Below are 20746 nucleotides of genomic sequence, written 5' to 3' on the forward strand. Positions count from 1 at the left end.
GCGCCGCCACGCGCTTGTTTGTCGTTATTTGCAGTCTTCGCCTGAGCTCATTTCGGTGAGTCGGCTCGCCATCGGATGATCGCCAGATTGTCGAGAGCGACTGCGCCCGCCGGCCGAGCCGCGCCTTTTTCGGCCAGAGCGCTGCTTGGCCTGCATGCACGGCGGGTTGAGTTTTTCGATCGCCAAACATACTATGAATGAGCGCGCAGGGTCGTTGGCCCCCGCCAGGCGCGACCATGGAGGGGCAGGCAAGACGATGCGCGGCGTCCAGGATACGACGCGTGCTCTCGCAACGACGGGGCGGGAGCGCGTGACAAGCTTGTCCGATCGCGTTGCGGGCGAGATCGGTCGCCGCATCGTTTCCGGACAGTACCAGCCGGGGGACACGCTGCCGACAGAGCCCCGCGTTCAGGAAGAGTTCAAGGTTTCCCGCACGGCGGTTCGCGAGGCCATTCGACTGTTGTCGGCCAAGGGGCTGACCGTGTCGCGGCCGAAGATCGGCACCAAGGTCCGGCCGCGCTCGGACTGGAATATGCTCGATCCCGACGTGCTGCGCTGGCAGATCGATCCTTTTCCGAGCGACGAATTCATTCACTCGCTGTTCGAGATGCGCGAGATCATCGAGCCAGCCGCCGCCTCGCGTGCCGCCGAGCGCGCTACGGCCGAGGAGATCGAGGCGCTGGCCGAGGCGTTCGAGGGTATCCGGAGCCGTCCGCGCGGCAGCGCCGACCAGATCAAGGCCGATCTCGCCTTCCACATGGTGGTGCTCGAAGCCTCGCATAATCCTCTGCTGCGCTCGGCCGGCAGCATGATCGAATCGGGCCTCGTCATTTCGTTTTCTCTCGGCTGGCGTACCGTGATGGGCGACGATGCGGTGCTGCAGCATCGCGATGTCTATGAGGCGATCCGTGACCGCAATGCCGATGGCGCCTTTCTCGCGATGCGGCGGCTGCTGCGCAACGCCAAGGGCAATGTCTTCGATTCCATCTGGGTGAACCGGCGCAGCGAGGCCGGCGCCGAAACTGAAATCCGTTAGCGGACCGAATTTCCATCTGCCCGGGCGCATGCCGCGCCACCGGGCTTTTTTGACAATCGAGGCCGGCCCGAAGGCGGCCCGAGCACCTGAAGGAGGAAGCGATGAGATTGATGCAGATCAGGACCGAAGAGGGTGGCCGCGCCGTCGTGGCGACCGTCGGTTCGGCTAAGGACCAGCGGTCCTACATCGTTCCGGGCTACACCACGATCTATGATCTGGCGCGCGCCGCCATCGCTGCAAAGAGCGGGATCGTGTCGCTGGTTGAGGCGGCCGGCGAGGGCGCTGCGGTCGACCGCGCGGCGCTGCTGGCATCCGGCCGCGTGCTGGGGCCGATCGATCATCCCGATCCGGCGCATCTCCTCATCACCGGCACCGGCCTGACGCATCTCGGTTCGGCCTCGGCGCGTGACGCCATGCACAAGACCGCTGCCGTCGCGGAAGAGACGCTGACCGACTCGATGAAGATGTTCCGCATGGGCATCGAAGGCGGCAAGCCGGCCGCCGGTAAGGTTGGCGTGCAGCCGGAATGGTTCTTCAAGGGCGACGGCGCGCTTCTGGTAGGCCCGGGCGAACCGCTGACCGCGCCCTCCTTCGCGCAGGACGGTGGCGAGGAGCCTGAGGTCGCCGGCATCTACATCATCAGCGATGACGGCCTGCCGTTCCGCATTGGCTTCGCGCTCGCCAACGAATTCTCCGACCATGTGATGGAGCGGGTGAACTATCTCTACCTCGCCCATTCGAAGCTCCGCGAATGCTCGGTCGGGCCGGAACTCCTGGTGGGTCCGCTGCCGGATGATGTCCGCGGCCGCTCGCGCATCCTGCGCAACAACCAGGTGATCTTCGACGAGCCCTTCCTCTCCGGCGAGGCGAACATGTCGCATACGCTCGAGAACCTCGAGCATCACCACTTCAAATACGATTTCTTCCGCCGCCCGGGCCAGATCCACGTTCACACCTACGGCACCGCGACGCTGTCGGTTGCCTTCGGCATCAAGACCGAGCCGGGCGACGTGTTCGAGATCGAATCCGAGGTCTTCGGCCTGCCGCTGCGCAATGCGCTGGCCTTCGCGCCGGAAGAGACCGTGACGGTGACCGCACTCTGATCTGGCGGCGGCCGCATCGGCGGTTGGCCCGGAGGGCCCCGCGCGATAGAACGGACGCCAATGCGATCCACCTCATCCCTTGGGAAGCCATCCCGTTCGGCGGGCCGGCTTCCCTCCCCATGAAACATCCGAGGATGCGATGACCGAACTGCACAAGAACTATATTGGCGGCGAATGGGTCGCTGGCGATGCCCGCCCCAACATCAATCCCTCCAACACCAATGAAGTGGTCGGCGAATTCGCGCAGGGCACCGCTGCCGACGCCAAGGCCGCCATCGACGCCGCAGCGCTGGCCTTCAAGACCTGGTCCCAGTCGGGGATCCAGCAGCGCCATGACATCCTGAAGGCGACTGGCGACGAACTCCTTGCCCGCAAGGAAGAGATCGGCCGCCTCCTGTCGCGTGAAGAGGGCAAGACGCTGCCCGAGGGCATCGGCGAGACGACCCGCGCCGCGCAGATCTTCCACTTCTTCGCGGGCGAGACGCTGCGCCTTGCCGGCGAGATCCTGCCGAGCGTGCGTCCGGGCATCGACGTTTCGATCACCCGCGAGCCGGTCGGCGTGGTCGGGCTGATCACGCCGTGGAACTTCCCGATCGCCATTCCCGCCTGGAAGATCGCCCCGGCGCTGGCCTATGGCAACACCGTGGTGATCAAGCCGGCCGATCTCGTGCCGGCCTGCACCTGGACCATCGTCGACATCCTCGTCCGCAACGGCCTGCCGAAGGGCGTGCTGAACCTCGTGATGGGCCGCGGCTCGGTCGTCGGCCAGGCGATCCTCGAATCGCCGAAGGTCAATGCGCTTTCCTTCACCGGCTCGGTTGGAACCGGCAAGAAGGTCGCCGAGGCCTCTATCGCCGTGATGCGCAAGTTCCAGCTCGAGATGGGCGGCAAGAACCCGACGATCGTGCTCGATGACGCCGATCTCAAGGTCGCGGTCGAATCGACCGTCAACAGCGCCTTCTTCTCGACCGGCCAGCGCTGCACGGCGTCGTCGCGTCTGATCGTTACCGAGAAGATCCACGACCAGTACGTCGAGGCGATGGCCAAGCGCATGAAGGATCTCGTCGTCGACGACGCGATCAAGCAGGGCACGCATATCGGACCGGTCGTCGACCAGAGCCAGCTCGACCAGGACGAGCGCTATATCCAGATCGCCAAGGACGAGGGTGGCACGCTCGCTGTTGGCGGCAACCGGATCGAGCGCGACAATCCGGGCTTCTTCCTGGAGCCGACGCTCTTCACCGGCACGACGCCGGAGATGCGCATCAATAAGGAAGAAGTGTTCGGCCCGGTCGCCAGCGTCATCAAGGTCGCTGATTATGACGAGGCGCTCGCGGTTGCCAACGACACGCCGTTCGGTCTCTCGGCCGGCATCGTGACGACCAGCCTCAAGCACGCCTCGCACTTCAAGCGCAATGCCGAGGCCGGCATGGTCATGGTCAACCTGCCGACGGCGGGTGTCGACTATCACGTGCCCTTCGGCGGTCGTAAGGGTTCCAGCTACGGCCCGCGCGAGCAGGGCAAGTATGCGGTCGAGTTCTTCACCACCGTGAAGACGGCCTATACGCAGCCGTAAGGCATGCTTCTGGGGCGGCTGCTTGCGGCCGCCCCGTCAAGTCTAGGTTTGGTCGGTGCTGCAGAGCGCGGATCGACGTCTTCGACGGATTATTCGCGCATGCCTGCCACGGCAAGGGCGCGTTCGCCGAACGCTGCGTCCGGGAACGCCTCGCGCATGGCGCGGAGCGCCTCGGCGCCGCTCGATGGCGCCATCAGCGTCAACACGCGGCGCATCTGGGCGATCTGCAGGTCCAGCGCGGCCACAAAGCGGGGGTCGTCTGCGGCCAGCGTTTCGGCCTCAAACTCACGCGGGGCATGCTGCATCTGCCGTCTCCCTCGTCGCGGGTTCGTCCGCGGCCATCATCCCCGTAAATTTGCGCGCCGAAGGTTAACCACTCGTAAAGCGCGGCGTCCCGGCGCAGGTTCGCGGGCGCGGATCGCCTTGCGGCGAGCGATCCGCTCTGGTCCACTTCCGTTCAGTTCGACACCGACAGCGAGCGCCTCATGACGACACCCTATCCGCGCGATCTCATCGGCTATGGCCGCACCCCGCCCGATCCGAAATGGCCCGGCGGCGCCAATATCGCGGTACAGTTCGTCGTCAACTATGAGGAAGGCGGCGAGAGTTCCATTCTTGACGGCGACAAGGCCTCGGAATCGCTGCTGTCGGAGATCGTCGGCGCGCAGCCCTGGCCGGGCCAGCGCAACCTCAACATGGAATCGATCTACGAATATGGATCGCGGGCCGGGTTCTGGCGGCTCTGGCGATTGTTCTCGAGCCGCGGCATCCCGGTCACCTGTTATGGCGTGACGCTTGCCATGGCGCGCAATCCCGAGGCAGTCGCGGCGATGAAGGAAGCCGATTGGGAACTGGCAAGTCACGGCCTCAGATGGCTCGAATACAAGGACTTCCCGGAGGCCGAAGAGCGGCGGCACATCCATGATGCGATCCGTATCCACACCGAGATCACCGGCTCGCGGCCGCTCGGCTTCTACCAGGGCAAGCCGTCGGACAATACGCTGCGGCTTCTCATGGAGGAGGGCGGCTTCCTCTATACCTCGGACAACTACTCGGACGACCTTCCGTTCTGGATCGCCGGGCCGAACGGGCCGCATCTCATCATCCCCTATACGCTCGACACCAACGACATGCGCTTTGCGACGCCGCAGGGGTTCAACTCCGGCGACCAGTTCTTCACTTATCTGAAGGACGCGTTCGACATGCTCTATGAGGAAGGGGAGCAGGGTGCGCCGAAGATGCTGAGCGTCGGCCTGCATTGCCGGCTTGTCGGCCGGCCGGCGCGCGCTCAGGCGCTTGCCCGCTTCGTCGACTATGTCGCCTCGAAGGACAGGGTCTGGATTCCCCGCCGCATTGATGTTGCCTGGCACTGGCACGCGCACCACAAGCCGGCGTGATCTGCGACCGTGTCTCAAGGTCGTTGGGGTCATCGCTCGGAGCAACGGGAGTTTGTCGTCGTTTCGTCCGGTGCCCCGCGGCCGGCCTAGCCCGGTTTGCCTTGAATCCCGGGCTTTTGAAGGGTACTTCCGTCAGAAATGGGCAAGGCACTGATTCCGCCTGACGGCGGCGACATCGAAGGCATCAATCTGCGCGAGGCGCTCGAGCAGCGTTACCTTGCCTATGCGCTTTCGACCATCATGCACCGGGCGCTGCCCGACGCCCGCGACGGTCTCAAGCCCGTCCATCGCCGTATTCTTTATGCGATGCGCCAGCTGCGGCTCGATCCCGACGCCGGCTTCAAGAAGTCGGCCCGCGTCGTCGGCGACGTCATCGGCAAATATCACCCGCATGGCGACCAGTCCGTCTATGACGCGCTGGTCCGTCTGGCGCAGGATTTCGCCGTCCGCTTTCCGCTCGTCGACGGCCAGGGCAATTTCGGCAATGTCGACGGCGATAGCGCCGCAGCCATGCGCTACACCGAAACGCGCATGACCGAGGTCGCGGCCCTCCTTCTGGAGGGTATCGACGAGAATGCCGTCGACTTCCGCGAGACCTATGACGGCGAGGACAGCGAGCCGATCGTCCTGCCGGGCAACTTTCCGAACCTGCTCGCCAACGGCTCCTCCGGTATTGCCGTGGGCATGGCGACGTCGATCCCGCCGCACAATGTCGCCGAACTCTGCGATGCCGCGATCATGCTCATCAGCCAGCCAGACAGCGATGTCGCGGCGCTGATGCAGCATGTGAAGGGTCCGGACTTTCCTACCGGTGGCATCATCGTCGACGACCAGACGGCGATCGCCGAGGCCTATCGCACAGGCCGCGGCGGTTTCCGCGTCCGCGCGAAGTGGCATATCGAGGACCAGGGCCGCGGCACCTATCTGATCGTCGTGACGGAAATCCCCTATCAGGTGCAGAAATCGCGCCTGATCGAGAAGCTGGCTGAACTTGTGCAGACCAAGCGCGTGCCGCTGCTGGTCGATGTACGCGACGAGTCGGCCGAGGATATCCGCGTCGTGCTGGAGCCGCGGGCCCGCACCGTCGATGCAGCGCTGTTGATGGAATCGCTCTTCAAGCTCAGCGATCTCGAAAGCCGCATCTCGCTGAACATGAACGTGCTCTCGAAGGGCATCGTTCCGAAGGTCATGAGCCTTGGCGAGGTGCTCCGCGAATGGCTCGATCATCGCCGCGAGGTGCTGCTGCGCCGGTCTGCCTTCCGTCAGGAGCAGATCCGCAAGCGCCTTGAGGTGCTCGGCGGCTATATCATCGCCTATCTCAATCTCGACGAGGTGATCGGCATCATCCGTGAGGAGGACGAGCCGAAGGCCGAGTTGATGCGGACCTTCGAGCTGACGGATGTCCAGGCCGAGGCGATCCTCAATATGCGGCTCCGCTCGCTGCGCAAGCTGGAGGAGATGGAGCTGCGCCGCGAGCATGCCAATCTCTCGGAAGAGCTCGCGCAGATCGATGCGTTGATGGCGTCCGAAGGCAAGCAGTGGAAGACCATCGCCTGGCAGATCGGCGAAATCCGCAAGACGTTTGGGCCTGAGACCCCGCTCGGCAAGCGCCGCACGGCGTTCGCCGACGCGCCGACTCATGACGTCGAGGACCTGCAGCAGGCGATGATCGAGCGCGAGCCGATCACCGTGGTGGTGTCGGAGAAGGGCTGGATTCGAGCGCTGAAGGGCCATGTCGGCGACCTCTCCACCCTCACATTCAAGACCGACGACGGTCTCAAATTCGCGCTGCATGCCGAGACCACGGACAAGATCCTCGTCTTCTCGACCGGCGGGCGATTTTATACGCTCGGCGCCGACAAGTTGCCGGGCGGGCGCGGCCATGGCGAGCCTGTTCGCCTAATGGTCGACATGGACAATGAACAGGACATCATTTCCGTCTTCGTCCATAAGCCCGGCCGCAAGCTCATGGTCGCGTCCAGCGAGGGCTACGGCTTCGTCGTGTCCGAGGTCGACATCATCGCGAATACCCGCAAGGGCAAGCAGGTGCTGAATGTCGATGGCACGGCCGAGGCGTCGCTCTGCGTAGACGCTTCAGGCGATATGGTGGCGATCATCGGCAAGAACCGGAAGTTCCTGGCTTTCCCGCTTGAGCAGATGCCGGAAATGTCGCGTGGTAAGGGCGTCCGGCTGCAGCGCTACCGCGACGGCGGACCGGCCGATATTCGCGTCTTCTCGCGCGACAAAGGCCTGACCTGGCAGGATTCGTCGGGTCGCCTCTATACGCGGTCGATGGAGGAGTTGAAGGACTTCGTCGCGGATCGCGGCCAGGCCGGACGCTTGCCGCCGGATCGTTTCCCGAAGACCAACACCTTCGGCACGCCCGCTATACCTTGAGGCCGGCCGGGGATGTTCGTTGCCCGCAACACCTCTCGTTATGTCAACCGATCTCGGCCCGTCGCCGGCGTGATGATGATCTCGGGCTTGATCTGACATGGGCGTTTAGAACGTCCTGATCGAAGGCGTGTCCGGTTCCGGCAAGACCTCGGTGGCCACCGAACTCCAGCGGCGCGGATATCACGTCATTCATGGCGACCGCGAACTCGCCTACCGAGGCGATCCCCGGACCGGGGAGCCGCTGGACATCGATCCTTCCGACCCGCCGAACATGGATGTCGCCTTCGGGCACAGGCACCATCTCTGGGATGTCGACAAGGTCAGGGCGCTCACGGCGGACCGGAGCTGGCCGGTGACCTTTTTCTGCGGCGGTTCGCGGAATTTCGACCGCTTCGTCGGCTGGTTCGACGCGGTTTTCGTTCTCGCTGTCGATCATGAAACCCTAAAGTGGCGTCTCGCCAGCCGGCCGGATGACGAGTTCGGCGGTACGCCGGCGCAGCGGGATTTCATCCTTGGGCTCTCGGCGACGCGGGAGAATATTCCTTCGGGCGCGATCGAGATCGATGGGACGGCACCGCTGGCGCGAGTTGTCGATGCGATCCTCGCGAAATGCTGACGAGGATGCGTCAGCTTACTTCGCCGGTTCCCAGCCTTGCGCCCCGAGATGTTCCTGCGGCCGGAAGCGCGCCTTGTAGGCCATCTTGCGCGAGCCGGCGACCCAATAGCCGAGATAGACATAGGGCAGGCCCATCTTCCGCGCCCGAGCGATATGATCGAGGATCATGAAGCTGCCGAGCGAGCGGTCGATATAGTCGGGCTCGTAGAACGAATAGACCATCGACAGCCCATCGGAGAGGACATCGGTCAGGGCCGTGCCGATCAGCGGGCCTTCGCCGGCGCCGGTGATGGCGCTGTCAGGTCCGCGGAAGCGATATTCGATCAGCATGGTCTCGACATGGGTGTCCTCGACCATCATCGCATAGTCGAGCACCGTCATATCGGCCATGCCGCCCTCGGCGTGACGCGCATCCAGATAGGCGCGGAACAGCGAATACTGGTCAGAGGTTGGCGCAGGCGCGACGCGCATGCCGATGACATCCCGGTTTTTCTCGATGACGCGGCGAAAGCTCCGGCCGGGCTGGAAGCGATCGACGGGAACGCGAATGGAGACGCAAGCCTTGCAAGTCTCGCAGGCGGGCCGATAGGCGATGTTCTGGCTGCGACGGAAGCCGCCCTGCGTCAGGATCTCGTTGAGCGCCGACGCCCGCGCTCCCACGAGATGGGTGAACACCTTCCGTTCCATCTGGCCCGGCAGATAGGGACAGGGCGACGGCGCCGTGAGGAAGAATTGCGGTGTATCGGTCTGATGGTGCGTCATCGGGCGAAAGGCCGTCGCGGCTCGTCTGGGCAAGAACGATAATACGCCGGCGCTTCGGCCTGAAGGCCTATTCCGCCGCTCACCGGCGGCTTCGAACCAGCGGGTCGCGATTCATGACGACCGTACCCAGCAGCATGTCATGAAGCAGGCGCTTGCGATTGGAAAAGAAGCCGATCAGCAGTACGAAAGGCGTCAGCAGCGAGATCGATACCCAATAGAGAATGACATGAGCGGCGGCGATGAAGAAGCCGACGCGGCCGCCGTCGGTTGCCCGGATGGCGAGCCCAGCGAGGCGCATCCCCGGCGTCCCGGCATTCGGACCGCCGAGCGTCAGCGCGACATAGAGCACCGCGACGATGGCGAAGAAGGGCAGGGCGAAGAGGAACCAGGCCACGCCGAACGTGAAGAGCCCGAGGGTGAACACCACCAACACGGCCAGAAGTTCGAACAGGCCGAGCAGCACGACATCGACGATGAAGGCCAGCACGCGCTTGCCAAGCACCCCGGAAAAGAGCTGGGGTTCGCTCACCGGATCAAAGACCTCACCCGAGATGAATATCTCGCGCTCCGCGATGCCCATCGACTGATGCTCCATAATCTCCGTCTCCGTGCCACGTTGCACCGCACTGTCGGCGAATGCTAGATCGTCCGCTTCCGAGCGTGATCGTGGGACCACGCGCCGGAGATGTCATGTCGCAAGTGGAGCGCGTTCCCTTGAACTCAAATAACGCGGCTCCGGACGCGCTCAGCAGCCGGGCCGGATATCAGATGGCATCAGCGGACGAAATTAAAAGGCCGCGTCTATCGGTGGTGGCGCCGGCCTACAATGAGGAAGCCTCTCTCGAGGTCTTTCACGAGCGCGCTTCTGCCTCGGCTCGCGCCGTGGCCGGTGACGATTATGAGATCATCATCGTCGACGACGGCTCCGCCGACCGGACCTTCGAGATTGCCAGGAGCCTTGCTGCCAGCGACCCGCATGTGGTGGCAGTTCGCCTCTCGCGCAACTTCGGCCATCAGCTCGCGCTCTGCGCCGGCCTTAGCATCTGCCGCGGCGCGCATGTGCTGATCATCGATGCCGATCTGCAGGATCCGCCAGAGCTCGTCAGCGAAATGTTCCGCGTCATGGAGGCGGAAAAGGCGGAAGTGGTCTATGGCCGGCGCAGGAGCCGCGCCGGAGAAACGGCGTTCAAGCGCGGTTCGGCCAAGGCGTTCTATCGCGGTCTGCGGCGCCTCGCCGATATCGACATTCCCGCTGACACGGGCGATTTCCGTCTCATCACCCGCCGCGTCTGCGACATTCTCAATGCCATGCCGGAGCGCTACCGCTTCACGCGCGGGCTCGTCAGCTGGGTCGGCTTCCGGCAGATCGCCATTCCCTATGATCGGGAAGCCCGTTTCGCTGGAACATCCGGCTACCCGCTGAAGAAGATGGTTCGTTTCGCGGTCGACGCGATCACAAGCTTCTCGATCCTGCCGCTGCGGGTTGCGAGCGTCGTCGGGCTCGCCGCATCGCTCGTGAGCGTCATGGCCATTCTTTATTCGCTCGTAGCCTGGCTGTCCGGCCACACCGTCGCCGGCTGGACCAGCCTGCTCTCGGCCATCTTTCTCGTCGGCGGCATCCAGCTCTTCGTGCTCGGCATCATCGGCGAATATCTCGGTCGCCTCTATCTCGAGACCAAGCAGCGACCGCTTTTCATCATCGACGACGTCTACCGGTCGCAGGGTTGAGCGCACCCTCCCGTCTGGCGACCAAGGAGTTCCCGATGACGACGATCGGCGCGATAGACGCGCCCGCAAAACCGCGGGCCTGGCGTGATCGCCTTGTCGAGTCGCTACCTTTCATCGCGATCTTTCTCATTACCTTCGTCGTCAACATCGCCTTCAGCCTTCGGCAGGGCCGGCTCGCCAGCGTTCCGATCCATGACGACGTCGCCTATCTCGCGGATGGCCTGAGCCGGGTGATTTTCGTCAAGGGCGATGGGCTCTGGTCGGCGATCGGATCGCTTATTGTGGACCCGCCTCACGCGCCGGTGACGACGCTGACGGCGATGTTCGGCTTCTGGGCCCTCGGTCCGGCCCCCATCTCCGCCTATATCGCGAACGGCTGGGTTCTCGCGCTCTATGTGGCGGTGCTCGCGGTTCTCAGCCGGCCCCTCGGCGGCCTCCTTGCGCGAACGCTTTTCGTTGCCGTGCTCGTCTTCGTTCCCGTTGCCCATGCGATGGTGACGGAGTTCCGGCCCGACATGGCGGGCGGGCTGCTGTTCGCGCTTGCGATCGCACTGATGTGCGGCACGGATTTCCGAAACGTCACCATCAAGAGACGGATCCATCTCGTCTTGCTGGCGCTGGCCGCAACCATCACCAAGCCGAGCGCCGTGATTTTGACGATACCCGCGCTCGGCGTCGCCTTTGCCGTCGCCATGGTGGCCCAGGGTCTCTTCACCGGGAGGGCCAAAGTCCGGCTCCTGTTAAGCGGGCTGGCCACCGTCGCGCTCTATGCGCTGGCGCTGGTGCCCTTCGCAGTGGCGTTCGGCGCCGAGACGATCCGCTACATCCGCGATGTGCTGTTTACCAACTCGGATATCTGGGCGACGCCCGGCGATCGATGGTTTCACTGGACCTATCATTTCAGCGGCCCGGGCGGGACCGAGGCGCTTGGTGTGTTCGGCGTTCTGGCGCTGGTGATCGTCATCGTCGATCTGCTGATGTTCGTTCGCTTTCCCAGCTATCGGCGCCCGGGGGTCTTGCCTCTTTATCTGACGATCGCGGTCGTCTATTGCGCCATGGCGGTCTCGACCGAGAAGACCGTGTTCCAGGGCAGTTATTTCTATTTGCCGTTGCTGTTCGCGGCCGCCAGCGCCTTCGTTCGGATCGTGGTGCAGGCACGGCTCCGCTGGTCCGTGCGCGCGCCGATCGGCAGCGATGTCGTGCTCGCGTCAGGCCTCGTTCTCGCGATCCTGTTCCTGCCGCTTGGCGGGGCCTATACGGTCCGCGCCACGGACGGACCCGAGGCCGTCAGCCTGTTGCCGCAGATCTCGGATGCGATCTTCGCTCTTAACAAGAACGAATGGATCGACAGCCCTAGCTGTGCAGAGCGGACGATGCGGATCACCGCCATCAACTATGATCCGATCACCGCGGGAGCCATCCAGATGGCACTCGCCGAGGGGGGCCTGAACGTTGCGTCGGACTATGTCTTCTTTCCGCGCAGCCTGCAGGATGCGTTGAAGACGATCGACGATGTCGACCTCGTCGTCATGGCCGATCCCGCCGCCAAGCCAACCAACCAGTGGCTGCTCCTCGCAGCCATGGCGCCCGATATCTATCGCTATCTCAGCGAGAAGCCGGGCGTTCGGAAGATCCAGGTGGGCGTCTATCGCAATCATCCGTTCTGGCTCTTCGTGAAGCCGCACTGCGAACCGGTCACGCCGCCATGAGAAGGCTTATTGAGGCGTGGCCCCGCGAGCATCCCGTGTCGGCGATCACGCATTCCCGGAGAAAGGCGAAGTCAAATCGCCGATCGACGGCGATTTCGCCTCCCTCTCTTGAATGACGCGAGGGTCTTCGTCACTCTCGATGGGGATTCACCCGACCCGGGCGGGATCGGTCATGGTTCTCGCGCGCTTCTCCTGCTTCTCGGATCCTTCTGGGGTATATGCTTAATTCATTTTGGAAAACGCAGAGCAATGACGAGCGGCTTCTGGCGATTATCGTCGGAGCCCTGTTTGTCTTATTCGTTCTAGCCAATATTTCCTTAAGTTTGTTTCATGGCCATCTGGCCATGATTCCGATCTACGACGACATCAACTATATGTCGGATGGACTGTCGCGGTTGCGTTTCAGCAACGGGTCCGGCCTCCGCTCCGTCGTCAATTCGTTCATCGCCGATCCTCCGCATGCGCCGGTCACGACCCTCACCGCGATGATGGGCTTCTGGCTTCTAGGACCGGAGCCGATCGCCGCCTATATCGCGAATAGTTGGGTCGTCCTTCTGTTCCTCGTGTTTCTGACGTGGATGAGTCGACCCATCGGGAACACGCTCGACAGGGCCCTCTTCATCGCGACGTTCCTGTTCGTGCCCGTGGTTCAGGCCATGGTCATGGAGTTTCGGCCGGATCTGCCGGCTGGGCTCATCGTTGGAATTGCCCTCTACACAATCTGCACGATCGACTTGCGCCAGGCGACCAGGGCTCGGTTGTTCGGACTGGCCGCGCTGTTCGTCGCCGCGACCATCACCAAGCCCACAGCCTTCATCCTTGTCATGCCGGCGCTTGTCGGGGCGCTGCTGCTCGTTGCCGTCAGGTCGATCATCATCGACAGGGAGCATACGCGATCGAATCTCGCAAAAATCGCGCAGATCTTCGGTGCGTATATTCTACTGATGCTGCCGGTGTCTTTGATATGGGGGGCGCCGACATACAGATATGTCTATGACGCCCTTTTCACCTATGCCGATGTCTGGCGATCAAGTGGCGATATCCAGTTTCATCTTCTCTATAATTCCACCGGTATCGGTGGGCAGGTGGCGCTGGGCAGGTTCCTGCGCAACGGTCTTGCGCTGATCTGCGTCGATGCCGTGATCTGGGCGGTGCGACGCCAGAGCCGGACCAGGGGGGTTATCGAGTATTATTTGCTGGTCGCCGGTCTCTATCTGGCGCTGGCGATTTCCGGCGAGAAGACGCTCTACCAGGGAAGCTTCTTCTATATCCCGTTCGTCATCGCGTTTGCCGCAGCGTCCGTGCGTATTCTCGTATTCGTCAAAGACATACTCGGACTGAAATGGCTCGCGCGCGCGTCGCTGATCTGCGTCGCCGCGTTTTACGTCTACAAGCTGCCGCTTGCTTCATATTACTATGGCGCGGATCCGGACGCGTTCAAGCTGCCGCCGATGATCAACCGGGTCACGACGCAGATCGGCGAGGTTTCTCTCGCCAATGCAGACAACGCGACCTGCAGCGACCGTCCTCTCGTCGTCGTATTCACCGACGCGCTGCCTATACCGACTGAACTGGTGAAGTTCGAGGCAGCCAAGATCGGTATACCGATTGCCATCGCGCCGGCGTTCATGTCGCGCGATCTGGATGAGATGAAGAGATTCGCCGAGAGGGGCGATATTGTCCTGATCGCTGATCCGTCGCGTCCGTCGCCAAGCCGATGGCTGCCAGGCCTGGCCTACAACCAGGACCTCTTCGCCTATCTCAAATCGTGGCAGGGGGCGGAACGCTTCAACATTGCGGGCGATAACGGAAAGCCCATCTGGATGATCGTGAACCCCAGATGCGTCCCGCCGAGCCGAACCGGGAACTGACGTCGCGAGCCGCGACGCGCGGGTGTCAGGGGGTTGCGAGGCGCTCCACCTTGTAGTGCCGGGCCTCCAGGGCTGCTTCGATCTCGCGGGCATGGTGCGGCCCGTGCGTCTCGATGGTGACATCGACGCTGGCACCCTTGGCCGGAACGCTGAGGAGCGTTCGGTGATGCAGAACCTCGAGGATATTGCCGCCGCAGCCGCCGATCGTCGCCGCGATATCTCCGAGGACGCCGGGCCGATCGGGAATGATAAGCCGGACGGCAACGATCTTCTCGGCCCGCGCGAGTTCCCGCACCATGATTGAGGCAGCGAGTCGTGGATCGATATTGCCGCCGCAGAGAACGAGGCCGACGCGCTGGCCGGCAAAACGGTGAGGGAAAGCGAGCAGGGCGGCAAGACCGGCTGCGCCCGCGCCCTCGGCCATCGTCTTCTGAAGCGTCAGATAGGCGTTCACAGCGCGTTCGATGGCGCTCTCCGGCACCAGCACCACGTCATCGACGAAGCGACGCGCGATCGCCAGCGTCAAGCGTCCGACATTCTTGACGGCGATGCCCTCGGCCAGCGTGTTGCCGCCGCATTCGGGCGGCTGGCCGTCGAGAGCGGCTCGCATCGAGGGATAGAGCTCGGTTTCGACGCCGATGACCGTGGTGCGTGGCGACAGTGCCTTTGTCGCGATTGCCATCCCGCCAATGAGACCGCCGCCGCCGACGGGAACCACCAGCGTGTCAAGCGGTATGCCGCTCTCGATCATTTCAAGCGCGATCGTTCCTTGCCCTGCAATGACATGGGCATCGTCATAGGGATGCACCCAGACGGCGCCGGTCGTCTCGGCGATTGTGTTGGCCCGTGCCTGTGCCTCGGCCAGCGTCTCGCCCTCGACGACCACCTCGGCGCCGAAGGCACGCGTCGCCTCGACCTTCACGAAGGGTGTCGTCGCGGGCATGACGATGGTCGCAGGAATGCCGAGCCGCGAGGCGTGATAGGCGACGGCCTGCGCGTGGTTGCCGGCCGACATCGCCACGACGCCAGCGGCGCGCTCGGCCGACGTCAAGGACAGCAGCTTTACGAGAGCGCCACGCTCCTTGAAGGCCGAGGTTACCTGCAGGTTCTCGTATTTGACGAAGACTTCGGCGCCGGTCAGTTGCGACAGGCGCGGTGCCGGCAGGAAGGGTGTCTTCAGCACGCTGCCTTCGATGGCGCGTGCGGCATCGCGGATATCATCGATCGAGGGCAGGGCGACGGGGTCGAGAATGGGATCGAGCACGGTCATGGCGCGCCTCCAAGGTCACGATAGCCGGATCAGCCGGCCTTCCTCAAGCGCGGCCCGCCGACCGATCAGGCCGTCCGGGCGCAGCAGGAACAGGATCGTGATCACGACGAGCACGAAGATATCGCGCTCGCCGGATCCGAAATAGGCCGACCAGCCGGTTTCCAGTGCCGCTAGCAGCAAGCCGCCGAGGACGGCGCCGCCAAGGGTTCCGCCGCCGATCAGGCAGGCGATCAGCGCCTTGAGGCCGAGCAGGAAGCCGCCGGCATAAGACGTCCCGCCATAGCTCAGCGCAACGATGGCGCCCGCCAGCGCTGCGATGCTCGCTGCCAGGATGAAGGTGAGGGCCGTCACGGCGCCAGGATCGATCCCGCAAAGCCTTGCCATCAGGCGGTCGTCGGCAACCGCCCGCCAGGCGCGGCCGAAATGCGAGCGACGGACGAACAGTGCCAGAGCGAGGACCGCGAGGGCGGAGGTCGCGAAAATCAGTGCGCGCATCGCGGTGATGACCACAGGAAACGGGCCGGCCGTCAGCATGATCTGGCTCTCAAGCATCGGCTGCAGCCAGATTTCGTGCGAGCCCTGCGCGATCCGCAGCCCTTCCGAGATCACCAGGCCGAGTCCCACGGTGGCAACGATGAAGCTGCGTGCGGGCCGTTCCATCAGCGGGAGAACGACGGTTCGCGCTGCCAGCCAGCCGGCCAGCGCGGTCAGCGAGACGGCAACGGCGAGGGCCATCGCCAGAATGACGGCGAGCGAGGGCAGCCGGGCGCCGATGGCGGTGACAAGGCCGAACACGGCGCCGAACGCGCCGATCATCGCCATCTCGCCGAAGGCCATGTTGATGCGTCCGATGAGGCCGTAGATGAGCGCATAGGCGAGCGCGAGCGGCACATAAAAGGCGGCGAGGTTGAGCGCGTTCACCGACTGCTGGAGCGCGTAGCCGACCGCTGCCGGCGGCGAAATGGGGAGGATCGCGAGGCCGGACGGTTGCCATCCTGTCTCGCCGACGGCGGTCATCACGGCGCCCGGCTGGTCGAGAAACCATCGCCTGAGCAGATCCAGCCGCCATTCCGGCAACCGGCCCTCATAGCCGCGCACCGCGATGATTTCGGTGCGGCCGAGTGACAACGCCCCTCCGGCAAAGGCGCAGTCCGCAAACAGCGTGCGCGGATCGCCGGCCGCGGTGAACATCACCCGCACGGCATTGTCGATGCCCCCAAGCGGCTCGACCGAGCGGATGGTGACGGCGCTGTTGTCGGGTCCGATCGCCGTGGCGATAGCAACGCAGACCAGCGCCTGCTGGCGATCGGCCTGGTCGCAGCCCGAAAGCACGATGGCGATAAGGGCGGTGAGTGCTGCGAGGACGATCGGGCGCAGGGGCCGGCGCATCCGCGATGCGTGCTCAGCGCTTCAGGAGAGGTGCAACGAAGGGAGCGAAATAGGTCAGGATCCCGTCGGCACCGGCGCGCTTGAACGCCCAGAGGCTCTCGACCATGGCGCGCTCGCCATCGATCCAGCCATTGCGCTCCGCCGCGCGGATCATCGCGTATTCGCCGGACACCTGATAGGCGAAGGTCGGCATGGCGAACGCGTCCTTGGCGCGCCTGATGATGTCGAGATAGGGCATGCCAGGCTTGACCATGATCATGTCGGCACCCTCGGCAATATCGAGCTCGATCTCGCGCAGGGCCTCGTCGCTGTTGCCGAAATCCATCTGGTAGGTGCGCTTGTCGCCGGTCAGCGTCTTCGACGTACCGATCGCATCGCGGAACGGGCCGTAGAAGGCCGAGGCGTATTTGGCGGCGTAGGCCATGATCTGAACGTCTGAGAGCCCGGCGATATCCAACGTTTCGCGAATGGCTGCGACGCGACCATCCATCATGTCGGAGGGGGCAATGATGTCCGCGCCGGCCTCGGCCTGGTTAAGGGCCTGCTGGGCAAGAAGCGCTACGCTTTCGTCGTTGAGGATCGTTGAACCTTCCATCACGCCGTCATGGCCGTGGCTGGTATAGGGATCGAGCGCCACGTCGCAGATGATGCCGATCTCGGGAACAGCCGCCTTGATCGCCCGGCAGGCGCGGCAGACGAGATTGTCGGGATTGAGCGATTCCGAGCCAGTCGGGTCACGCAGCGACGGCTCGGTAAACGGGAACAGCGCAATGGCCGGAATCCCGAGCGCTGCGGCCTTCTCTGCCTCGACGACGGCCTGATCGACCGAAAGCCGCTCGACGCCGGGCATCGAGGGAACGCCCTGGCGGACATGGTCGCCATCGACCAGAAAGATCGGCCAGATAAGATCGTCGACCGTCAGCACCGTCTCGCGGACGAGGCGGCGCGACCAGTCGGCACGGCGATTTCGTCGCATGCGACGTCCGCCCAGGATGGCGTCCATGTCGTATTTCGGGAAGCGCGGTTCTGCAGTCATCGCAATTTCCTCTGAGGCGATCCTTCGGCGAGGCCTGTGGCCGGCCTTCAGCGTCAAGACGCCGATTTCGCCTCGATCCTGTAGACCAGCACCTTGTCGATGCGTCGCCCGTCGAGATCAACCACCTCGAAGCACCAGCCTTCATAAGCGAAATGCTCGCCCGGCACCGGAATATGGCCGAGATGATTGAGCATGAAGCCGGCAATGGTGGCGTAGTCCTCGTCATTGGCGAGCGACTTCAGGCTGAGCACGCGCTCGACGACGTCGATGGTCGCGCTGCCGTCGATCAGCCAGGAGCCGTCCTCGCGCTGGATCGCATCGGGCTCCTCGTCGCCAGCCCGCTCGGGCAGGTCGCCGGCGATCGCCGTCAGGATGTCCATCGGCGTCACGACGCCCTGGAAGCTGCCATATTCGTCGAGGACGATCGCCATATGGACATTCGACGTCTTGAAGCGATCGAGCATGTTGAGGATCGGCATGCGCTCGTCGACATAGAGCGGCTCGCGGATCACGGCCTGCAGATCGATCGCAGCGCCGTGGCGCATCTGGTTGAGCAGGTCCTTGGCGTGCACGATGCCGAGCACGCCGTCGATATCGCCGCGCGAAACCGGGAAGCGGGAATGTCCGCCGTCGAGAATCTCGGTCGCGATCATTTCCGGCGGATCGTCCGCATCGAGCCACACGACATCCGGCCGCGGCACCATGATCGAGCGCACGGAACGGTCGGCGACGCGGATCACGCCCTCGATCATCTCGCGCTCGGCCTGGTGAAAGACACCGGATTCCGTGCCCTCGGCGATGAGCGTCTTGACCTCTTCCTCGGTGACGCCGCGTTCATCGTTCACGTCCTTGCCGAGGAGGCGCAGGATGAAGTTGGTCGAAAGGCGAAGGAACCAGACGATCGGATGGGCGACGCGCGCGAGCGCCGTCACCGGCCGTGCGACGAGGCAGGCGATCCGCTCGGGATTGGTGAGGCTGAGCCGCTTCGGCACCAGTTCGCCGCAGATCAGCGAGAAATAAGCAAGGCCGACCACGACCGTCACTGTGGCGATCGTGTCGGCACGCGCACCGAGCTGTGGGAAGGTGTCGGCCAGGAACACGCGCAATGGCGCGGCGAGTTCGGCCTCGCCGAAGGCACCGGACAGGATCGCGACCAGCGTGATGCCGATCTGCACGGCTGAGAGGAAGCCGGTCGGGTCCTCCGAGAGCTTGAGCGCGGCGGCGGCGCCGGGAATGCCGTCGGCGGCCATTCCCTGCAATCGCGCCGGGCGTGATGAAACGACGGCGATCTCCGACATGGCGAAGAAGGCGTTGAACGCGATCAGGATCGCGATGATGGCAATGTCACCCCAGGGCATGATGGATCCCGGGACTCAGCGGCTGATTGCGGCTGGAAGGCGGACGTCCGCCGGCCGGCTTGCCGCGTGAAAGGGGTCGGACCAAGCTTGGTCCGGGCGGGGAATCGTCATTGCCGGGGAGGTCGACATGGACATGATGATAGCCAAGCGCGCTGTCACCCGCCAGAGCCCTCTGCGGCAGCGCAGCAGAATGCGCAGCTTTGACGTTCGCCCGCCATCCGGCTATCGCAGAGCGCCGCGCATGACCATGAGGATCAGGGCCCGATGATCGATCACGAGGTGACGCAGCTTCCAAGCGAGCCCGACAATCCATGGTCGCTCGCGCTCACCATCTATCTGCGCGGCATCGCGGCACTTCTGATTCTGCTCGGCCTGCGCCACTGGCTTTATATCGCCGGCATCTTCAATGAGCCCGGCTGGACCTTCGAGTCCATGACTACCGAATGGCAGTTCGTGACGATCCATCTCGCGGTGGTCGACCTCGTCGCGGCGGTCGGTCTCTGGATGCGCGTCTCGTGGGGCAATGTGCTGTGGGTCTATGCGTCGGTGTTCGAGATCGCCATCCACACGGTGTTCTCCGAGACATTCGGGCTCGATCCGATCATCGTGGGTTTCCACGCTGTTTCGCTCGCCGTCTTCGCTGCGCTGGTCTTCATGGAGCGGCGGCGCGAGGCGCAGCTCGCCTAGCTTTCCGCCTGCGACCGGGCCGGCTGATAGCAGCTCTTTAACGATAAAACTCGCTTCGAATGCCAATTCGCGAGGTAAGCCGTCGTTAAGCGTGATGTTTAAGGTGATTTTCAAATCAGGCGCTTAATGTTGCTTCTCATGAGACGGGAAGAATACCTGTCATGAAACAGAGAGGCATCGAGATGATCAATGCAAAGCGGGCAGTGGATTCGCACAATCAGCCGCAGACTACGCCGGAGCTGAAGCCGCTTTACATGGAAGCACTCACGCTGGTCGAGCGGCTTCATCGCCGGCTCCTGGATGTGATCAAGGACGAGTTCGATCGTTCGGGCCGTTCCGACGTCAACAGCGTGCAGGCGCTGCTGCTTTTCAACATCGGCGATGCCGAGCTGACCGCCGGAGAACTTCGCTCGCGCGGATATTATCTCGGCTCCAACGTCTCCTATAATCTCAAGAAGCTGGTCGAGATGGGCTACATCCATCACCAGCGCTCGCGGATGGATCGCCGCTCGGTCCGCGTCAGCCTGACGCCGAAGGGCCAGGAGATCGCCAATATCGTCAGCGCGCTTTACGAGCGCCACATCCGCTCGATCCAGCAGGTCGGCGGCATCGCGATCGACGATTTCCAGCTGCTGAACAAGTCGCTGCATCGCCTGGAGCGTTTCTGGACCGACCAGATCCTCTATCGGCTCTGAGACGCCCGGCCTCCAGATATCCGCTTTCGCCCGTCGTCCCCCACCCCGGGACATCAGTGGAAAGGCTCTGTCGTTAGATCGGCGGGGCCTTTCTTCGTTCGTGAACGGCTCGGTAA

Annotated in this window: 18 protein-coding genes; 11 read left to right on the forward strand and 7 right to left on the reverse strand. The window is 63.7% G+C overall.

The annotated features are described in order from the left end of the window. Positions 1 to 310: 310 nt before the first annotated feature. From BUB39_RS19810 to BUB39_RS19820, 3 genes are all read left to right on the forward strand, one after another. On the forward strand, positions 311 to 1036 hold the full coding sequence (locus BUB39_RS19810) for a FadR/GntR family transcriptional regulator (RefSeq protein WP_210187116.1): 726 nt from the start codon (positions 311 to 313) through the stop codon (positions 1034 to 1036). Positions 1037 to 1137: 101 nt separating this feature from the next. Beyond that, complete coding sequence (gene araD1 / locus BUB39_RS19815; RefSeq protein ID WP_073057182.1) at positions 1138 to 2139, forward strand: AraD1 family protein; 1002 nt, start codon at positions 1138 to 1140, stop codon at positions 2137 to 2139. A 139-nt stretch (positions 2140 to 2278) separates the two neighbouring features. After that, on the forward strand, positions 2279 to 3715 hold the full coding sequence (locus BUB39_RS19820) for an aldehyde dehydrogenase family protein (RefSeq protein WP_073057187.1): 1437 nt from the start codon (positions 2279 to 2281) through the stop codon (positions 3713 to 3715). An 89-nt stretch (positions 3716 to 3804) separates the two neighbouring features. Here BUB39_RS19820 and BUB39_RS19825 read toward each other — a convergent pair whose 3' ends face one another. Next, positions 3805 to 4020 (reverse strand): hypothetical protein, encoded by a 216-nt coding sequence (locus tag BUB39_RS19825; RefSeq protein WP_073057190.1) that lies wholly within the window; start codon positions 4018 to 4020, stop codon positions 3805 to 3807. 180 nt (positions 4021 to 4200) lie between these two features. Here BUB39_RS19825 and puuE point away from each other — a divergent pair, with 180 nt between their 5' ends. From puuE to BUB39_RS19840, 3 genes are all read left to right on the forward strand, one after another. Then, positions 4201 to 5112: an allantoinase PuuE gene (gene puuE, locus BUB39_RS19830; protein ID WP_073057193.1), complete on the forward strand. Its 912-nt coding sequence runs from the start codon at positions 4201 to 4203 to the stop codon at positions 5110 to 5112. 138 nt (positions 5113 to 5250) lie between these two features. Continuing rightward, entirely contained in the window at positions 5251 to 7509 is a 2259-nt protein-coding gene (gene parC / locus BUB39_RS19835; RefSeq protein WP_073057196.1) for a DNA topoisomerase IV subunit A, read from the forward strand. Between the two features lie 115 nt (positions 7510 to 7624). After that, positions 7625 to 8125 (forward strand): AAA family ATPase, encoded by a 501-nt coding sequence (locus tag BUB39_RS19840; RefSeq protein WP_244540329.1) that lies wholly within the window; start codon positions 7625 to 7627, stop codon positions 8123 to 8125. A 15-nt stretch (positions 8126 to 8140) separates the two neighbouring features. Here BUB39_RS19840 and BUB39_RS19845 read toward each other — a convergent pair whose 3' ends face one another. Further along, on the reverse strand, positions 8141 to 8887 hold the full coding sequence (locus BUB39_RS19845) for an arginyltransferase (protein ID WP_073057198.1): 747 nt from the start codon (positions 8885 to 8887) through the stop codon (positions 8141 to 8143). A gap of 79 nt (positions 8888 to 8966) precedes the next feature. Continuing rightward, positions 8967 to 9482 (reverse strand): RDD family protein, encoded by a 516-nt coding sequence (locus BUB39_RS19850; protein ID WP_244540318.1) that lies wholly within the window; start codon positions 9480 to 9482, stop codon positions 8967 to 8969. A 173-nt stretch (positions 9483 to 9655) separates the two neighbouring features. On the opposite strand from BUB39_RS19850, the gene BUB39_RS19855 reads away from it, so the two are divergent. The 3 genes from BUB39_RS19855 to BUB39_RS19865 all read left to right on the forward strand — a co-directional run bounded on the left by BUB39_RS19855 (position 9656) and on the right by BUB39_RS19865 (position 14195). Then, the gene (locus tag BUB39_RS19855; RefSeq protein ID WP_175561912.1) at positions 9656 to 10615 is read left to right on the forward strand and encodes a glycosyltransferase family 2 protein; all 960 of its coding nucleotides are present in this window, start codon (positions 9656 to 9658) and stop codon (positions 10613 to 10615) included. A 35-nt stretch (positions 10616 to 10650) separates the two neighbouring features. Beyond that, positions 10651 to 12324, forward strand: a complete 1674-nt coding sequence (locus BUB39_RS19860) for a hypothetical protein (protein ID WP_073057204.1) — start codon at positions 10651 to 10653, stop codon at positions 12322 to 12324. Positions 12325 to 12668: 344 nt separating this feature from the next. Further along, a complete protein-coding gene (locus tag BUB39_RS19865) occupies positions 12669 to 14195 on the forward strand; it encodes a hypothetical protein (protein WP_175561913.1) in 1527 nt (508 codons plus the stop codon). Positions 14196 to 14220: 25 nt separating this feature from the next. Here BUB39_RS19865 and BUB39_RS19870 read toward each other — a convergent pair whose 3' ends face one another. The 4 genes from BUB39_RS19870 to BUB39_RS19885 are packed head-to-tail and all read right to left on the reverse strand — an operon-like array spanning position 14221 to position 19248. Then, positions 14221 to 15465, reverse strand: a complete 1245-nt coding sequence (locus BUB39_RS19870) for a threonine ammonia-lyase (protein WP_073057211.1) — start codon at positions 15463 to 15465, stop codon at positions 14221 to 14223. A gap of 15 nt (positions 15466 to 15480) precedes the next feature. After that, positions 15481 to 16854: a branched-chain amino acid ABC transporter permease gene (locus tag BUB39_RS19875; RefSeq protein WP_073057214.1), complete on the reverse strand. Its 1374-nt coding sequence runs from the start codon at positions 16852 to 16854 to the stop codon at positions 15481 to 15483. 13 nt (positions 16855 to 16867) lie between these two features. Further along, complete coding sequence (gene hemB / locus BUB39_RS19880; RefSeq protein WP_073057217.1) at positions 16868 to 17890, reverse strand: porphobilinogen synthase; 1023 nt, start codon at positions 17888 to 17890, stop codon at positions 16868 to 16870. Between the two features lie 53 nt (positions 17891 to 17943). After that, complete coding sequence (locus BUB39_RS19885; RefSeq protein ID WP_073057219.1) at positions 17944 to 19248, reverse strand: hemolysin family protein; 1305 nt, start codon at positions 19246 to 19248, stop codon at positions 17944 to 17946. A 264-nt stretch (positions 19249 to 19512) separates the two neighbouring features. Here BUB39_RS19885 and BUB39_RS19890 point away from each other — a divergent pair, with 264 nt between their 5' ends. Together BUB39_RS19890 and ldtR are read left to right on the forward strand one after the other, a co-directional pair. Next, the gene (locus BUB39_RS19890; protein WP_073057222.1) at positions 19513 to 19935 is read left to right on the forward strand and encodes a DUF6163 family protein; all 423 of its coding nucleotides are present in this window, start codon (positions 19513 to 19515) and stop codon (positions 19933 to 19935) included. Positions 19936 to 20117: 182 nt separating this feature from the next. Continuing rightward, positions 20118 to 20630 carry a transcriptional regulator LdtR gene (gene ldtR / locus BUB39_RS19895; RefSeq protein ID WP_073057567.1) on the forward strand — a complete coding sequence of 171 codons (513 nt, stop codon included), beginning with the start codon at positions 20118 to 20120 and terminating at the stop codon, positions 20628 to 20630. The last annotated feature ends 116 nt before the right edge of the window (positions 20631 to 20746 follow it).

The organism is Kaistia soli DSM 19436 (assembly GCF_900129325.1).
GTDB classification, from domain to species: Bacteria; Pseudomonadota; Alphaproteobacteria; order Rhizobiales; family Kaistiaceae; genus Kaistia; species Kaistia soli.

Bases quoted from the DNA above. Each gene is read 5' to 3' on its own strand.
- BUB39_RS19865 (WP_175561913.1), top strand. From the start codon at position 12,669: ATGATTCCGATCTACGACGACATCAACTATATGTCGGATGGACTGTCG.
- parC (WP_073057196.1), top strand. From the start codon at position 5,251: ATGGGCAAGGCACTGATTCCGCCTGACGGCGGCGACATCGAAGGCATC.
- BUB39_RS19850 (WP_244540318.1), bottom strand. From the start codon at position 9,482: ATGGAGCATCAGTCGATGGGCATCGCGGAGCGCGAGATATTCATCTCG.
- puuE (WP_073057193.1), top strand. From the start codon at position 4,201: ATGACGACACCCTATCCGCGCGATCTCATCGGCTATGGCCGCACCCCG.
- ldtR (WP_073057567.1), top strand. From the start codon at position 20,118: ATGATCAATGCAAAGCGGGCAGTGGATTCGCACAATCAGCCGCAGACT.
- BUB39_RS19855 (WP_175561912.1), top strand. From the start codon at position 9,656: ATGGCATCAGCGGACGAAATTAAAAGGCCGCGTCTATCGGTGGTGGCG.
- BUB39_RS19820 (WP_073057187.1), top strand. From the start codon at position 2,279: ATGACCGAACTGCACAAGAACTATATTGGCGGCGAATGGGTCGCTGGC.
- BUB39_RS19885 (WP_073057219.1), bottom strand. From the start codon at position 19,248: ATGCCCTGGGGTGACATTGCCATCATCGCGATCCTGATCGCGTTCAAC.
- BUB39_RS19875 (WP_073057214.1), bottom strand. From the start codon at position 16,854: ATGCGCCGGCCCCTGCGCCCGATCGTCCTCGCAGCACTCACCGCCCTT.
- BUB39_RS19890 (WP_073057222.1), top strand. From the start codon at position 19,513: ATGATCGATCACGAGGTGACGCAGCTTCCAAGCGAGCCCGACAATCCA.
- BUB39_RS19825 (WP_073057190.1), bottom strand. From the start codon at position 4,020: ATGCAGCATGCCCCGCGTGAGTTTGAGGCCGAAACGCTGGCCGCAGAC.
- BUB39_RS19870 (WP_073057211.1), bottom strand. From the start codon at position 15,465: ATGACCGTGCTCGATCCCATTCTCGACCCCGTCGCCCTGCCCTCGATC.
- araD1 (WP_073057182.1), top strand. From the start codon at position 1,138: ATGAGATTGATGCAGATCAGGACCGAAGAGGGTGGCCGCGCCGTCGTG.
- hemB (WP_073057217.1), bottom strand. From the start codon at position 17,890: ATGACTGCAGAACCGCGCTTCCCGAAATACGACATGGACGCCATCCTG.
- BUB39_RS19845 (WP_073057198.1), bottom strand. From the start codon at position 8,887: ATGACGCACCATCAGACCGATACACCGCAATTCTTCCTCACGGCGCCG.
- BUB39_RS19860 (WP_073057204.1), top strand. From the start codon at position 10,651: ATGACGACGATCGGCGCGATAGACGCGCCCGCAAAACCGCGGGCCTGG.